Genomic DNA, 13,869 nt, shown 5'->3' with positions numbered 1-13,869 from the left:
GGCGGGCAACTCGATGAGGGCGGGCGGAGACCCTAGCGTGTAAACGCGCTCAGTGACAGGACGAGAACGGGCCCATATCGAGGTGGAAGTGATCCTGGTGGTCGGTGTTGTACGCAGGCCCCAGTACCACCGCGAACAGGCCGCAGGCGCCGTCGCGCACGGCCAGCAGGAACTTGCCCTCGGGCCTGGTCATGGCGCCCCAGTCAGCGGCCACCGCAGCGCGGCGGCCGTTGGCGGTGGCGAAGGCGGTGATGTCGACGGCGTTGGCCTTGGCGTGTTCGCTGCGTCGCCGGCCTTCCTCGCGGCCGATGTTGCGGCAGCTGTAGGTGCCGTAATCCTCCAGCCTGATCACCCGGCTGCCCAGGTAGTGCTCGGCCGCCGGCTGGATCACCTGGCGCTCGAACAGCACCAGGGCCGCGGTCATGGCGCAGGTCAGCACCACGGGTTCCTTGAAGCGCGCCTTCTCGCCCTGCCAGCGCAAGGCATCGGCAAAGCCGCAGCCATTGACGATCGGCTCGTCGGGCATCGCCTGGTAGCTGATTCGGGCCGCCTTCAAGGCGGCGAAACAGGCCACCGGATCATCGCGCAACTTGCCCAACTGGTATTTCGTGAACCAGCCCGGCGCCGCGTCCAGGTCCAGCCGCGCCCAAGGGTCGTCGCCGGCGGGAATCAGCTTGTAGCGATGGGCAAGCCAGGCACCGCCCCCGGCCAGCGCCGCCAGCGTGGCGAACAGGACGAGCGCAATCAGCGGCCAGCGGCGGGTCATCGGCTTCTAGTTGGTAACCTGATCGATCAACTGGTCCCGCTCGAGCGCGCTCGACAGTAGCTGAGCAATGCCCTTGTCCAAGGTGGCGAGCCGGCCGCCATGGTGCTGCGCCAGCGCCAGCAGATAGGCGTCCGTTACTTGCCGATGGCCTGAAAGCGTCACGCTTTGGAAAAGCGGCAGTGCAGATGGCGCCAGATCGCAATTCCAGAAAACATGGTTTGGCAGGCTGACGATCCGCTGCAAGTGCAGGGTCGCGTTACGTGGGCTGACGGCGCCCGAAATGATTTTGGGGTTCGACGAGATCCGTAAGAAGGCGAGTTGTGTGAGGGCGCAAGTCGCCCAGGGATGCTTTCCGGCACTGCCGAACCAAGCATGAGCGGCAGCGTGGTGTATATGTTGCGGCCACGCCAGGGCAATCAGCAGGTTGGCGTCAAGCAAGGCGGCGCCACTGCTCGCCGATTGTGTCATGACCGGATCAACCCTCGTCGTCGTCTCTACGGATATCGTCGATGGTCAGCGGAGGGCTGCCCGGCGGTACCTTGAAGATCGGAAAGCCGCTAGAGGTTTGCCGGGGCGTGGGGGATGGGGCTTCCAGGCCGCGCCGCACCAAATCCGAAACCACCTGTCCAAGGCTTTGCTCGCGGGCGCTTGCCAGTTTGCGCACCGTGTTGAGGATGTCAGGCTCAAGATTGAGTGTTGTTCTCATGCGAAGAGTCCGTGTGCAGCATCAACGCATCATAGCATTGTGACATCACATCATCAAATGGCTGGGAAGTCAGGGGGAAGAGACGTGCCGGATGACTTGGTTATGTGGGCCCTGGGCCAGCCGACGGCACCGGCCCTGCTTGCCCTCCTGATCGATCGGGCCTGGCCGCGGCGGCGGGCGGCGCCACCGGTTTTTCTGATGCGCGCGATCGGGGCGGTGGTCGGACGGCTCAACCGGGTGGACCGGCCGCCCGCGACCCGGCAGACCCGCGGGTTCTTGCTGTGGGCCCTGGGCAGCCTGCTGGCCCTGTTCCTGGGGGCGGCCGTGGCCGGCGGCCTGGCCGATCACCTGGATCGGCCCTGGGGCGTCGCCGTTGAAACCGTGCTGCTGGCGGCCGGCATCGGCTATCAGGCGGCGCGGGCGACGGCGCGGCGCGCGGTCGACGGCGTCGCCGGGTTGACGCGGACACAGGGCGAATTCGCGGCCGCCCCGGTGGCGGCCGAGGCGTGCCGGCGGCTGGCCGCGCGCCTTGCCGACGGGGCGGTGGCGCTGGTCCTGGCCTGGCTGCTGCTGGGCCTGCCGGGCGTCTTCCTGGTCAAGGCCGGGCAATGGCTGGTGCTGGCGGTGGAGCGCGACCGCGACGGGGCGTTCGGCCGGGCCGTGCGGGCCTGTCACGGCCTGGTGACGCTGCCTTCGGCTTGGCTTGCCGGGATCCTGCTCAGCCCCGGCCACGGGGCGCCGCTGGCCCTGGGGCCGCTGCCGGCGACCGCCGCCATGACGGCGGCGCTCGACCGTGCGGGCCTGGGTGCCGCCATGCCCGCCGCGCAGGTCGCCGCTGCCCGCAGCCTGGCCGACCAGGCCCATGCGACCTGGTTCTGCGTGCTGGTGGCCGGCACGGTGCTGGCGTTGGTCCTCAGCTAGACGACGCGGGAGACCCGGGCCAGGGTCTGCTTCAAGCTTGCCGCTGCCGGATTGTCGACAAGGCGATTCACCACAATGTCGCGCGGGTTTAGCGCCCGGCCGTAGTAGGTCTTGTTCCAGCTTGCCGACGACAGGACACCGGCACCCTCCAGCGAGGCGCCGGCGAACAGGCCCTTGGCCCTGGCGTAGGAATAGATGTCGGCTTCGAAATTGGTGGTCGTTGCGGCCTCCACCCCCGAGCCGACCGGGCCCACGGCGATCGAGGCATCGGCGCCCAGCTTCATCTCGTTCTTGAAGATCGCTTCCAGGCCGCGCTGGTCGTTGATGACGAGCACGACTTCAGATGATTGTGCGCCGATCTGCAGCCCGATGCTGCCTGCTGCCAGCGAATAAAATGCCGGGCTGGACCAGGTGCCGTCGCTCTTGCTGCGGCCGAGCAGGACGCCGTCGCCGCCCGAACCGCCGACGATGAAACCGGCTTTGAGCAACTGCGGCACGATCAGGCAGCCGACCGATCGCGCCAGATAGGCCCGCATGTCGCCATAGGACGGGTCGGCACCCATGCTGTCGATGGTGATGCGGGCACGGTCGACCAGTTCTTGCTGATCGGAGGCCATGGCGAGCTTGCCGAAGCCGCCGATCGCCACCACGGTGATGGCTCCACCAAGAAGGTGACGACGATTGATGTGGAGATCGGTCTGCATCTTTGCCGTTCCTTGCAATAAGGCGTCGTTCAGCCGTGAACCCCAAGAACTAACCTGTACCAGGGCCGCGGGTTCCCGTCATTCGCCCATCTGGATCAGGCGACCCCGGTCCCTGGCACTCTCGTAGAAGGCGAAAAAGCCCCAGACGCCCAGGCCCAGGTACAGGCAATCGAGGCCCGCCGCCATCGCCAGATGATCGAGTTGGATCACCCCATCGTGGAGCAGGGCACGCATGCCCTCGAAGACATGGGTCGAGGGCAGGATCCGGGCCGGGATCTGCAGCCAGCCGGGCAGGGTGGAAAGCGGATAGAACACGGCGCTCAAGGGCGCGATGGCAAAGATCAGGCCCCAGGCCAGCGCCTCGGCCCCCAGGCCCACCCGCATCAAAAGCCCCGAGATGAACAGGCCGATGGCCCAACCCATGACGACCAGCAAGAAGAAGAAGGCGGCCAGCGACAGGCCCATGTCATAGACCGAGAAGCCGAAGAACCAGATCGCCAGCAGGCTGGTCGGGACCATGCCCACCAGGGTGCGCAGCAGGCCGATGGTGGCCAGCGCGATCAGGAATTCGCCCGGGCGCAAGGGGCTGGCCATCAGGTGGCCCAGGTTGCGCGAATACATCTCCTCGAGAAACGACAGCGAGGTGCCCAGTTGCGAGCGCAACAGCACATCCCACAGCAAGGCCGCCCCCAGCAGCACGCCGATGCCCTGTTCGACGATGGTGGCGGGCGTGCCCAGGGACAGGGTGATGAAGCCCCAGGTGAGCATCTGCACCGTGGGCCAGTAGACGAGGTCGAGCAGGCGCGGCCAGGAACTGCGCAGCAGGTACCAATAGCGCAGCACCATGGCGCCGACGCGGCCCGGCGACAGGCCGGGGCGGATCCGGGCGGTCAGGACGGTCATGGCGGCGCACCCTGCGCCCGCTGGTTCCGGGCGATGTCCAGGAACACGTCCTCGAGATTGTCGCGGCCGTAGCGGGCCAGCAGCATGGCCGGCGTGTCATGGTCGACGATCCGGCCGGCCTGCATCATCACCACGTCGGCGCACAGCCGCTCGACCTCGGCCATGTTGTGCGAGGCGAGCAGGATGGCGGCCCCGGTGCGCCGCTGATAGTCGGTCAGGTAGGTCCGCACCCAGTCGGCGGTGTCGGGGTCGAGCGAGGCGGTCGGTTCGTCCAGCAGCAGCAGTTGCGGCTCGTTGATCAGCGCTTTGGCCAGGGCCACGCGGGTCCGCTGCCCGGCCGACAGCCGCCCGGTGGGCCGTGCCAGCAGGCCTTCGAGGTCGAGGTCGGCGGCCAGTTCGGCGACCCGCTGGGCCGGCCGGCGCAGGCCGTACAGCCGGGCAAAGACCGACAGGTTTTCCGCCACCGTCAGCCGGTGGGGCAGGTCGACATAGGGCGAGGAGAAATTCATCAAGGGCTTCACCGCCCAGGCCTCGCGCGCCAGGTCGTGGCCCAGCACGTGGATACTGCCGGCGCTGGGTTTGATCAGGCCCAGGATCATCGAGATGGTCGTGGTCTTGCCGGCGCCGTTGCCGCCCAGCAGGCCGGTGATGGCGCCGGCCGCGATGGCAAAGGAGACATCGGCAACCGCCACCACCTCGCCAAAGCGCTTGGCCAGGTTCTGGACGGTGAGGACGGGGCGAGTCGTTGGAGCAAGCACGGGCAGACTATGGCAAAGCTCCGCCTCGGGTTCCAGGAGGGGATGGTGCGCCAGCCGTCGCATCTCTAAAGTCCTGCCATGGCGATTCTGACGCAGGGCGACTTCGACGATCCCGAAGACCGGGCGACCGGCCTGACACGGGCCGCCGCCGGCGGGCCTTTGCGGCTGCGCACCCTAGTGGTGCTGCGCTGGCTGGCGGTGGTGGGGCAGACCGGGGCCTTGATCGTGGTCGCCGCGATGCTGGATTTTCCGCTCCCCACCCTGGCGGTCTCGATCGCCATCCTGGCCTCGGCCTTGATGAACCTGGCGCTGCACCTGGTCTATCCGGCGTCGAAGCGCCTGTCGGACAAGGAAGCCAGCCTCTACCTCGCCTATGACGTGCTGCAACTGGCGGCCCTGCTGTACCTGACCGGCGGCCTGCAGAATCCCTTCTCCTTCCTGATCCTGGTGCCGGTGACGATCTCGGCGACCATTCTCGAACTGGGCCTGACCATCGGTCTGGGCGCCCTGGCGCTGGCCTGCATCACCACCCTGTCGGTGTTCCACCTGCCGTTGCCCTGGCGCGGCGTGCCGTTCAACCTCGACCCGATCTACATGGTGGGGATCTGGACCAGCCTGGTGTTGGGCATGGTCTTCATCGTCACCTACGCCTGGCGCGTGGCGGCGGAGGCGCGGCGCCTGTCGATGGCGGTGGCGGCGACCAAGGATGCCCTGGCCAAGGAACAGCGCCTGTCGGCCCTGGGCGCCCTGGCCGCGGCCGCGGCCCACGAACTGGGCACGCCGCTGGCCACCATCGCCATCGTGGTGCGCGAACTGGCCGACGACCTGGGCCAGAGCCCCCATGCCGACGACCTGACGATCCTCCAGACCCAGACCAAGCGCTGCCGGGACATCCTGTCCCAGCTCTCGCGCCGGCCCGAGGATATGCGCGATACCACCTTCTCGGTGTTGCCGTTGACGGCGCTGATGGAGGCGGCGGCAAGCCCGCATCTGCGCCGCGAGATCGAGTTCCAGCTCGTCGCCGACGGCGACGGGCCCGAGCCGCAGCTCTACCGCAGCCCGGAAATCGTCCACGGCCTGGGCAATCTGGTGGAAAACGCCATGCGCTATGCCGTCGACCGGGTGGTGATGATGGTCGACTGGGACGCCAAGGAGGTGACGGTGGCGATCAGCGACGACGGCCCCGGCTTCCCGGCCGAGGTGCTCGAATCCCTGGGCGAGCCCTATGTCACCACGCGCAGGGGCGAGGGCCTGGGCCTGGGCGTTTTCATCGCCAAGACCCTGATCGAGCATTCCGGCGGCAATATCAGCTTCTTCAACCGGGTCGGGCGCGGCGCGGAGGTTGCGATTCGCTGGCCCCGCGGCATATTGGACATCGGGGATGACAGAGACCCTGAGCAGACGACCGCCCCAGCAGAAGGTCGGGAGACACGATGACGACTGAAACGGTGACCATGGCCCCCGATCCCACGCGGACGCTGCTGCTGGTCGACGACGACGACACCCTGCGCGAGCGCCTGGCCCGCGCCCTGACCAAGCGCGGCTACACGGTGATCACGGCCGGTTCGGTCGCCGCCGGGATCAGCGCCGCCCGCGCCAACCCGCCGCGCTTCGCCGTCTGCGACCTGCGCCTAGGCGACGGCAATGGCCTGGACGTGGTCGAAGCAGTGCGCGAGGCCAACCCGGACGCCCGCATTGTAATGCTGACCGGTTACGGCAATATTGCGACCGCGGTGGCGGCGGTGAAGGCGGGCGCGCTCGACTACCTGGCCAAGCCGGCCGATGCCGACGATATCGTCGCGGCCCTGGAAGCCTCGGGCGGCGAGCGGCCCGAGCCGCCGGAACGCCCCATGTCGGCCGACCGGGTACGCTGGGAGCACATCAATCGCATTTACGAACTGTGCGACCGCAACGTCTCGGAAACCGCCCGCCGCCTGAACATGCACCGCCGCACCCTGCAGCGCATCCTGGCCAAGCACTCGCCGCGGTGAGCGGGGCATCTTCCGTCATTCCGGCGCAGGCCGGAATCCATGGCCATGGCACGCGGCTGGGTCATCGCCTGATCGGATAGCGGTCCAGGCCCTTGCACCCCGATGGATCCCGGCCTTCGCCGGGATGACGACGGGGGTTATACGGGCGCCGTCGCCCCTGTTTCCTCAATCCAGCGGGCTTTCCCCGGTCCAGGTGGGGTCGTCGCGGCGCGACAGGCGCAGGGCGGCGACCAGGGCGAAGCGCAGGGTTTCGGCGCGGCGCCGGCTGGCGTTCAGCTTGCCCCACTGGGCCTCGCGCACGACGGCGGCGCCGAAACGGTCGGCCACGATCAGGCCGATCTCGTCCGGCAGGGCCTCGAACGGCGCGCGGGGCAGGTCGGGCGGGATCGCAAAGTACAGGGCGTCGCAATAGCCGAGATACTCCGGCCATTTCCGGTCGGCGCGGAAATCGGCAAGGCTCACCTTGATCTCGACGATGACCAGCCGGCCCCCGGCATCAAGCGCCGCGACATCGGCCCGCCGGCCCGACCCCAGCACGAATTCGCGGATCGAGGCGAAGCCCAATTCGGCGAACAGGCGGATGGTGCCGCGGGCGACCGCGTCGGCGCCCTGGAAGGCCTGATCGAAGGGGATGGAATCGTCGGGCAGCACCATCGCCCGACCTTACGAGAAACCCCGGCCGATGGGAACCGGCCGGGGTTTTGAACGCGATCGGTGAAACCTCAGGCGACCTTGTTGACCTGGCGGCGGCCCTTGTTGATCTCGCGCAGGTAGGCGATGCCTTCCTCGGCGATGGCGTCGCCCACCATGTAGTCGCCTTCGGCCTTCAACTGCACCATGTCGACATACTGTTCGTAGAACCACCTGGTGCGGTCGGTGATGATGCCGGCGTTCAGCAGGGTCTTGATCAGCACGCGGAAGATGTCGGTGCCTTCCTTCATGCGGTCGCGGCGCACATCGTCGGTCGCCGCTTCCATCACCGCGGCCTGCACCCAGGCCGGATCCAGCCCCAGGCGCTCGTAGATCCAGCCCTTCTGGTCGGGCGAGACCAGGTTGAAGAACAGGGTCTGGAAGCAGTTGAAGGCCCAGTCCTCGACCTTGTTGTGCTCGTCGGTGCTCAGCTTGGAAATGGTCCGGTCGGCCCAGATTTTGCCGAACTTGTGGTGGAAGGCCTCGTCGGTCATGACGAGCTGGGTGGTGCGCTTCAGCAGGGGGTCGGTGGTGTTGGCGTGCAGCATGGCGAAGGCGCCCATGGCCAGGCCCTCGACCAGCATCTGCATGCCGACCAGCTTCTTGTAGACCTCTTCCGCCAGCACCAGTTCGCTGAGCAGGTTGCCCAGGATCGGGCCGACCTGCACGGGCTTACCCCAGCGCGCCTGGATGTAGCGGGTGAAGGCGGTGACGTGGCGGCCTTCCTCGCGCGCCTGGTTGGCGGCGTATTCCTGGGCGCCGGGATCGACCAGGATGTGGCACAGGCTGGCCGACAGGCTCATCGCGCCCTGCTCGCCGTGCAGGATCGACGACAGCGACCAGTGGGTGTTCATGTTGATGAGCTGGATCTTCTGCTTCTCGTTCAGCTTGTCGGCCACCGCCGACTGCAGCTCGATCGTCAGGTGCTCGGGCAGCAGCGCCTGGTTCTCCATGTCGAAGGGCGTGCTGAAATCGATATAGGCGGGGTCGAGCGGGTCCCAGAAATGGTCGTGGGTCGCGGTGATGATCTTGTCGAAGGCGTTCGAGCGCGTGCCGTAGCGGTCGACCTCGATCAGCGCGGCGAAATCCGTCGGGCTGACTGTGTTGTAGGCCGCATCCTTGGTAATCTGGGAGACCAACGCGTTCATGACCTAGTCCTCCGTTACGGGCCCGCGACGCTGGCGTGACCCTGTTCTTGTTCTTCCGGCCGGTGCGGCGAGGAAGCCTGACTTTCTGTCAGGTTATGATGGGATAATCGGATCGGCAAGCGGAAAAGGCGAATGACCCTCATATTTTGACCTTCGGGCGTTTACGCTTTCTTTGCGTCCCGTGCCCAAAGTGGTGCCCTAATAAACAGATCATCCGAAAGTGGATCCTGGGGCAATGTCTAGGGCGGACAACATGAGCGAAGCGAGCACCGTCATCGCCGGTATCGCGACCGAGGTCGGCCGGCTCAGCGTCGACATCGCCGACGTCACCGGAAACATCGAGGAGGTCCGCACGCTGGTCGAGGACCAGGCGCGCAACTTCGTCCAGATCAGCGAAGGCACCCGCGAGACCGCCGGCAGCAATCGCCGGATCGCCGAGGTGGCGGCGCAGACCCAGACCGTGGCGGCCCATGCCCATCACAGCGTGGTCGCGGCAAACCAGGAAATCCACAATTCGCTGGGCGCCATCCAGTCCCTGGTGACCTCGGTCAGTTCGATCGGGGCGCAGCTTGCCAGCCTCGATGCCGCCATGCGGCGGGTCAGTTCGGTGACCGGGGCGATCGACCGCATCGCCCGCCAGACCAATCTGCTGGCCCTGAACGCCACGATCGAGGCGGCGCGCAGCGGCGAGGCCGGGCGCGGCTTTGCCGTGGTCGCCGGCGAGGTGAAGGCCCTGGCGCGCGAGACCACCGGCGCCACCGCCGAAATCGCATCGGTACTGGCCGAGCTGACCCAGCAGGTCCGCACCCTCTCGGAACACAGCGCCGACGGCTCGCGCCACGCCGACGCGGTCGGCCGTAGCACCCAGACCATCGGCAGCGTCATGTCCGCCGTGGGCCAGGCGGTGGCCCAGGTCGACGACAATGCCCAGCGCATCGCCGGCGCCACCGAGGATATTTCGCAGCGCTGCGGCCAGCTCGAAGGCGTGGTCGGCGCCATGAGCGTCGGCGTCGGCAAGTCGACCGACGCGCTGGCCCAGGCGGCGGAGCGCAGCCAGCGCGTCCTCTCGGGCAGCGAGGCCATCCTGCAGATGACCGCCAGCTCGGGCTTCGAGACCGCGGACAGCAAGTTCATCGAGGCCGCCGTCGACGCGGCCAAGAAAATCGAAGGCCGGCTGAAACAGGCCCTCGACCGCGGCGAACTGACGGTGGCCGATCTCTTCGACAAGAACCTGGCGCCCATCGCCGGCACCAATCCCGTCCAGTACATGACCCGCTATATCCCGTTCCTCGACCGCGAAATCCAGCCGCTGGTCGACCCGCTCCTCGAGCTCGACGAGCGCATGGTTTTTTGCGCCCCCATCGATCACAACCGGCTGATCCCCAGCCATAATCCGCAGTTCCGCAAGCCCCAGGGCAAGGACCCGGTCTGGAACGCGGCCAATTGCCGGAATCGCCGCCAGTTCCTGGACAAGACCGCGGCCGCCATCGTCGTCAGCACCCAGCCGTTCCTGCTGCAGACCTATCGCCGCGACATGGGCGGCGGCGTCTTCGCGCTGATGAAGGATGCCTCGGCGCCGATCCGCGTGAACGGCCAGCACTGGGGCGGCATCCGCGTCTGCTACCGGGCCTGACGCGGGACGGCGCGTCCTTGCGCGCTCAGTGGTCGGCGGCCACGGGTGCGGCCGTCAACGGCCGGCGCATCAGCGGGATCAGCAGCAGGATGGCGAAGAAGATCACCGCCATGATCAGCAGGACATCGGTGAAAGCCAGGACATAGGCCTCGCGCAGGACCTGGCGCTGGACCATCAGCAAGGCGGCCTTGTCGCCGTCCATGGTTCCGCCGTAGAGGGTGCCCATGTAGGACGAGAGCATGTCCAGGCGCTCGGTGGCGATCCAGCGCGCCGGGTTCACCGCCTCCGACAGGCGGGCGACGTGATGGGCCAGGCGGTCGGTCAGCATGGTGTTGATGGCCGCCAGGCCGAAGGCGCCGCCGGTGTTGCGCATCAGGTTGAACAGGCCCGAGGCGTTCTTGACCTCATGCACGCCCACCGCGCCCAGGGCCAGCATGTTGGTCGGGATCATGCACAGCATGATGCCGAAGCCGCGCACCGCCTGGGGCAGCACCATGTCGGCGAAGCCCGATTCCGAGGTCAGGAAGGTGTTGAGATAGACGCCGACGGCGAACAGGAACAGGCCGAAGCCCAGCACCAGGCGGGTGTCGAACTTGCGTGCGAAAATGCCGGCGACCGGCGTGGCCAGGAACTGGCACAGGCCCGTGATCGCCAGCACGGTGCCGATGTCGTAGCTGTTGTAACCCGACACGCGGCCTAGGAAGAGCGGCAGGATATAGACCGAGCCGTACATGCCGAAGCCGACCGCGAAGGTGACGGCGCAGCCGATGGCGAAGTTCTTGTTGGCGAAGACCCGCAGGTCGATCACCGGGCTGGCATAGGTGAAGGAACGCCAGAAGAACCACAACCCGCCGCCGACCGCGAGCGAGGTGAAGAGCACGATCTCGTCCGATTCGAACCAGTCGTTCTTGGCGCCTTCCTCGAGCACGAACTGCATCGAGCCCAGGAACACCGCGACCGCGATGATGCCGGCCAGGTCGAAGCCCTTGAGCAGCTTGAGGTTCGGCTTGTCGATGTCCATCAGCAGGGCGACGCTGGTGGCGACCAGGATGCCCGGGCCGATGTTGAGCAGGAACAGCCAGTGCCACGACAGGGCCGAGGTGATCCAGCCGCCCAGCGTCGGGCCAAGCGTCGGGCCCATGGTGGCGATCAGGCCCATCAGGATCGAGGCGCGCGGGTTGTTGCGGCCCAGCACGAAATAGCTGGTGGCGAACACGGTGGGGATCATCGCCCCGCCTAGGAAACCCTGGGCGACGCGGAAGGCGATCATCGATTCGATCGACCAGGCGAAGGCGCAGGCGAAAGAGGCGAGGGTGAAGCCGGCGCAGGAGATGACGAACAGCCAGCGGGTCGAGATCACCTGGGAAAGCCAGCCCGACAGCGGGATGATGATGACCTCGGCGATCAGGTAGCTGGACTGGACCCAGCCGATCTCGTCGGGGGCGGCGCCCAGCCCGGCCTGGATCTCCGACAGGGACGAGGCGACGATCTGGATGTCCAGGATCGCCATGAACATGCCGACGACCATGATGAAGAAGCCGATGAGGTGCCGGCGCTCCGGGATCGGGTTGCCGTCGGCGTCAAGCGGCACGGTCGACGCCTGCTGGCGGCGCGGCGGCAGGACAGGCTCGCCGCCCGGGTCCAGAGTCTCGGCTACACTCATGGCGGCGGCTCACGGGTTACGCGGGTTACTGGCCGGCCATGGCCGCAGGGGCCGGGGCCGGGACATAGGCGAGCGGGGCGGGCGCCACCGAGGTGTCCACCGTCACCACCACCGACAGGCCGGGCACCAGCCGGGCGGCATCGGCCTGGTCCTTGTCGATGAGGATCTTCACCGGCAGGCGCTGCACCACCTTGGTGAAATTGCCGCTGGCATTTTCCGGCGGCAACAGGCTGAACAGCGCGCCGGAGGCGGGGCTGAAACTCTCCACCCGGCCGCGCAGGCTGACACCCGGGAAGGCATCGACCGAGATCTCGACCGGCTGGCCGGCGCCCATGGCGGCCAGTTGGGTTTCCTTGAAATTGGCCTCGATCCACAGGTCTTCGATCGGCACCAGCGACAGCATGATCACGCCGGGCCGGACATATTGCCCGGTGACCACGCCGCGATTGCCGACCACGCCGGCGACCGGGGCCCGGATGACCGTGTCGGCCAGGTTCTGGTCGGCCAGCGCCAGTTGCGCCTTGGCCTGGTCGAGGGCCGCGCGGCTCTCGACCAGCTTGGCCTGCAGCACCGTCCGCTCGGCCTGTTCGATTGCCAGGCTGGCCTGGGCGCGCGACAGCGCGGCACTGGCCTTGGCGGCGTCGGCCCTGGCGGTTTCGAGGTTCTGACGGGTGGCGAAATCGCTGGTCGCCAGCTTGGTCTGGCGGGCCAGGTCGCGGGCGCTGCGCTCGGCCTCGGCGGTGGCGCTGTCGATATCGGCCCGGGCGGCGGCGATGCGCGATTCCTGCTGGGCGACCTGCTGGGTCAGGGTCTCGACATCGGCGGCGGCTGCTGCGACCGAGGCGCGGGCGCCGTCGGCCTGGGCCTTGTAGGTCGCATCGTCGATGCGCAGCAGGATGTCGCCTGCCCGCACCATCTGGTTGTCGGTGACCAGGACCGTGGCGACCGTGCCCTCGACTTTGGTGCTGATCGGGGCGATGTCGGCATGGATATAGGCGTCGTCGGTCGAGATCAGGTGCCGGGTCAGGTACAGCCAGCCGGCGAAGGCGACGACGGCAACGACCAGCAGTCCGAGAAGGCCGAACTTAACCTGGGGCTTCATGGCACATGTTCCTTAGAGCTCGCAACCGGCCGGTCCGCTGCGGCGCTGCCATGCATGACAGGCGCTAGACTGAACCGTTCAGTTCAGGCACATATAGCACTGATCACTGCAACGCACATCGCCCAAGGACATGCACTGTCCGCATGGCAGGTCGTGCAGGGACAAGGCGAAAGGTTCTGCCGATGATGGCAGCCAAGGAAAATCTGGCGATACAGGCCGAACCCCGGGCGGGCAGCCCGGCCAAGCGCGAGCAGATCATGCGCGCGGCCAGCGCCCTGTTTCTCGACCACGGCTTCGCCGGCGCCTCGATGGATGCGGTGGCGCGCGAGGCCGGCGTCTCCAAGGCGACGGTCTATGCCCATTTCGCCTCCAAGGAAGACCTGTTCGAGGCGATGGTGGCGCGCGGCTCGGCCGAACGCTTCAGCCGCCTGCTCGATGCCGACCTCGACACGCTGGACGTCGAGGAGGCGTTGCGCCGGGTGGCCCACGACTTCATGGGCGTGCTCAGCGCGCCCGAATCGATGAAGACCATGCGCGTGGTGATGGGCGAGGCGGTGCGCCTGCCCGAACTGGCCGCGCGCTTCTACCGGGCCGGGCCCGGCCGCGTGCTGGCCGCGCTGACCGACTACCTCGCCCGGGCCACGGCCCGTGGCGCCCTGGCGCTCGACGATCCGCGCCTGGCGGCCGAGATGTTTTTCGGCATGATCCGCGGCGACTTCCACATGCGCCGCCTGCTGGGCCTGGCCGATCATCCCGACATGGCCGACCTGGCCCGCCTGGCCGACGCGGCGGTGGCCTTGTTCCTGAAAGCCTACCGCCCGCGCGTGTGATCACGATCACCGCTTCCCCGACTCAACGTAGCTGATACTCTCGCGCTGAACGCC

At 67.5% G+C, this 13,869-nt stretch carries 15 protein-coding genes; 5 read left to right on the top strand and 10 right to left on the bottom strand.

Annotated features, from left to right (window positions below; translation table 11 throughout):
- Positions 1-49 precede the first annotated feature (49 nt).
- From D3874_RS20710 to D3874_RS28115, 3 genes are read right to left on the bottom strand one after another with little or no spacing between them, the layout of a single operon-like run.
- Positions 50-766: an extensin-like domain-containing protein gene (locus tag D3874_RS20710; RefSeq protein ID WP_119780316.1), complete on the bottom strand. Its 717-nt coding sequence runs from the start codon at positions 764-766 to the stop codon at positions 50-52.
- A 6-nt stretch (positions 767-772) separates the two neighbouring features.
- Positions 773-1,234, bottom strand: coding sequence for a TA system VapC family ribonuclease toxin (locus D3874_RS20705; protein ID WP_119780313.1), 462 nt, complete (start codon positions 1,232-1,234; stop codon positions 773-775).
- Between the two features lie 7 nt (positions 1,235-1,241).
- Positions 1,242-1,472, bottom strand: a complete 231-nt coding sequence (locus D3874_RS28115; RefSeq protein WP_147385756.1) for an antitoxin — start codon at positions 1,470-1,472, stop codon at positions 1,242-1,244.
- An 84-nt stretch (positions 1,473-1,556) separates the two neighbouring features.
- Between D3874_RS28115 and D3874_RS20700 the strand changes: the two genes are divergently transcribed.
- Positions 1,557-2,393: a hypothetical protein gene (locus D3874_RS20700; RefSeq protein WP_147385755.1), complete on the top strand. Its 837-nt coding sequence runs from the start codon at positions 1,557-1,559 to the stop codon at positions 2,391-2,393.
- On the opposite strand, the gene D3874_RS20695 is transcribed toward D3874_RS20700, so the two are convergent.
- The 3 genes from D3874_RS20695 to D3874_RS20685 form a co-directional block, all read right to left on the bottom strand.
- A complete protein-coding gene (locus tag D3874_RS20695) occupies positions 2,390-3,097 on the bottom strand; it encodes a lipid-binding SYLF domain-containing protein (RefSeq protein ID WP_119780308.1) in 708 nt (235 codons plus the stop codon). The genes D3874_RS20700 and D3874_RS20695 overlap by 4 nt on opposite strands.
- 78 nt (positions 3,098-3,175) lie before the next feature.
- Positions 3,176-4,000: an ABC transporter permease gene (locus D3874_RS20690; RefSeq protein ID WP_119780306.1), complete on the bottom strand. Its 825-nt coding sequence runs from the start codon at positions 3,998-4,000 to the stop codon at positions 3,176-3,178.
- The gene (locus D3874_RS20685) at positions 3,997-4,821 is read right to left on the bottom strand and encodes an ABC transporter ATP-binding protein (protein WP_119780304.1); all 825 of its coding nucleotides are present in this window, start codon (positions 4,819-4,821) and stop codon (positions 3,997-3,999) included. The genes D3874_RS20690 and D3874_RS20685 overlap by 4 nt, the downstream gene beginning before the upstream one ends.
- A gap of 15 nt (positions 4,822-4,836) precedes the next feature.
- On the opposite strand from D3874_RS20685, the gene D3874_RS20680 reads away from it, so the two are divergent.
- A complete protein-coding gene (locus tag D3874_RS20680) occupies positions 4,837-6,195 on the top strand; it encodes an ActS/PrrB/RegB family redox-sensitive histidine kinase (protein ID WP_119780301.1) in 1,359 nt (452 codons plus the stop codon).
- A complete protein-coding gene (locus tag D3874_RS20675) occupies positions 6,192-6,749 on the top strand; it encodes an ActR/PrrA/RegA family redox response regulator transcription factor (RefSeq protein ID WP_199699177.1) in 558 nt (185 codons plus the stop codon). Before D3874_RS20680 ends, D3874_RS20675 begins: the two co-directional genes overlap by 4 nt.
- Positions 6,750-6,914: 165 nt before the next feature.
- Here the strand turns inward: D3874_RS20675 and D3874_RS20670 are convergent, their stop codons facing one another.
- A complete protein-coding gene (locus tag D3874_RS20670; RefSeq protein WP_119780296.1) occupies positions 6,915-7,403 on the bottom strand; it encodes an MmcB family DNA repair protein in 489 nt (162 codons plus the stop codon).
- Positions 7,404-7,471: 68 nt separating this feature from the next.
- Entirely contained in the window at positions 7,472-8,587 is a 1,116-nt protein-coding gene (locus tag D3874_RS20665; protein ID WP_119780294.1) for a ferritin-like domain-containing protein, read from the bottom strand.
- 253 nt (positions 8,588-8,840) lie between these two features.
- On the opposite strand from D3874_RS20665, the gene D3874_RS20660 reads away from it, so the two are divergent.
- Positions 8,841-10,220 (top strand): methyl-accepting chemotaxis protein, encoded by a 1,380-nt coding sequence (locus D3874_RS20660; protein WP_158596129.1) that lies wholly within the window; start codon positions 8,841-8,843, stop codon positions 10,218-10,220.
- A gap of 25 nt (positions 10,221-10,245) precedes the next feature.
- Here the strand turns inward: D3874_RS20660 and D3874_RS20655 are convergent, their stop codons facing one another.
- Together D3874_RS20655 and D3874_RS20650 are read right to left on the bottom strand one after the other, a co-directional pair.
- Entirely contained in the window at positions 10,246-11,883 is a 1,638-nt protein-coding gene (locus D3874_RS20655) for a DHA2 family efflux MFS transporter permease subunit (protein ID WP_119780291.1), read from the bottom strand.
- 25 nt (positions 11,884-11,908) lie between these two features.
- Positions 11,909-12,985 (bottom strand): HlyD family secretion protein, encoded by a 1,077-nt coding sequence (locus D3874_RS20650; RefSeq protein WP_119780289.1) that lies wholly within the window; start codon positions 12,983-12,985, stop codon positions 11,909-11,911.
- A gap of 182 nt (positions 12,986-13,167) precedes the next feature.
- On the opposite strand from D3874_RS20650, the gene D3874_RS20645 reads away from it, so the two are divergent.
- Entirely contained in the window at positions 13,168-13,815 is a 648-nt protein-coding gene (locus D3874_RS20645; RefSeq protein ID WP_158596128.1) for a TetR/AcrR family transcriptional regulator, read from the top strand.
- Positions 13,816-13,869: the final 54 nt, after the last annotated feature.

Origin of the sequence: Oleomonas cavernae, from assembly GCF_003590945.1 — a bacterium.
Classification (GTDB): domain Bacteria; phylum Pseudomonadota; class Alphaproteobacteria; order Zavarziniales; family Zavarziniaceae; genus Zavarzinia; species Zavarzinia cavernae.
This window is presented reverse-complemented; position numbering and strand designations above follow the sequence as displayed.

Coding starts and splice junctions, on each gene's coding strand:
- D3874_RS20675 (WP_199699177.1), top strand. CDS start 6,192: ATGACGACTGAAACGGTGACCATGGCCCCCGATCCCACGCGGACGCTG.
- D3874_RS20695 (WP_119780308.1), bottom strand. CDS start 3,097: ATGCAGACCGATCTCCACATCAATCGTCGTCACCTTCTTGGTGGAGCC.
- D3874_RS20655 (WP_119780291.1), bottom strand. CDS start 11,883: ATGAGTGTAGCCGAGACTCTGGACCCGGGCGGCGAGCCTGTCCTGCCG.
- D3874_RS20705 (WP_119780313.1), bottom strand. CDS start 1,234: ATGACACAATCGGCGAGCAGTGGCGCCGCCTTGCTTGACGCCAACCTG.
- D3874_RS20710 (WP_119780316.1), bottom strand. CDS start 766: ATGACCCGCCGCTGGCCGCTGATTGCGCTCGTCCTGTTCGCCACGCTG.
- D3874_RS28115 (WP_147385756.1), bottom strand. CDS start 1,472: ATGAGAACAACACTCAATCTTGAGCCTGACATCCTCAACACGGTGCGC.
- D3874_RS20645 (WP_158596128.1), top strand. CDS start 13,168: ATGATGGCAGCCAAGGAAAATCTGGCGATACAGGCCGAACCCCGGGCG.
- D3874_RS20690 (WP_119780306.1), bottom strand. CDS start 4,000: ATGACCGTCCTGACCGCCCGGATCCGCCCCGGCCTGTCGCCGGGCCGC.
- D3874_RS20650 (WP_119780289.1), bottom strand. CDS start 12,985: ATGAAGCCCCAGGTTAAGTTCGGCCTTCTCGGACTGCTGGTCGTTGCC.
- D3874_RS20670 (WP_119780296.1), bottom strand. CDS start 7,403: ATGGTGCTGCCCGACGATTCCATCCCCTTCGATCAGGCCTTCCAGGGC.
- D3874_RS20685 (WP_119780304.1), bottom strand. CDS start 4,821: ATGCGACGGCTGGCGCACCATCCCCTCCTGGAACCCGAGGCGGAGCTT.
- D3874_RS20665 (WP_119780294.1), bottom strand. CDS start 8,587: ATGAACGCGTTGGTCTCCCAGATTACCAAGGATGCGGCCTACAACACA.
- D3874_RS20660 (WP_158596129.1), top strand. CDS start 8,841: ATGAGCGAAGCGAGCACCGTCATCGCCGGTATCGCGACCGAGGTCGGC.
- D3874_RS20680 (WP_119780301.1), top strand. CDS start 4,837: ATGGCGATTCTGACGCAGGGCGACTTCGACGATCCCGAAGACCGGGCG.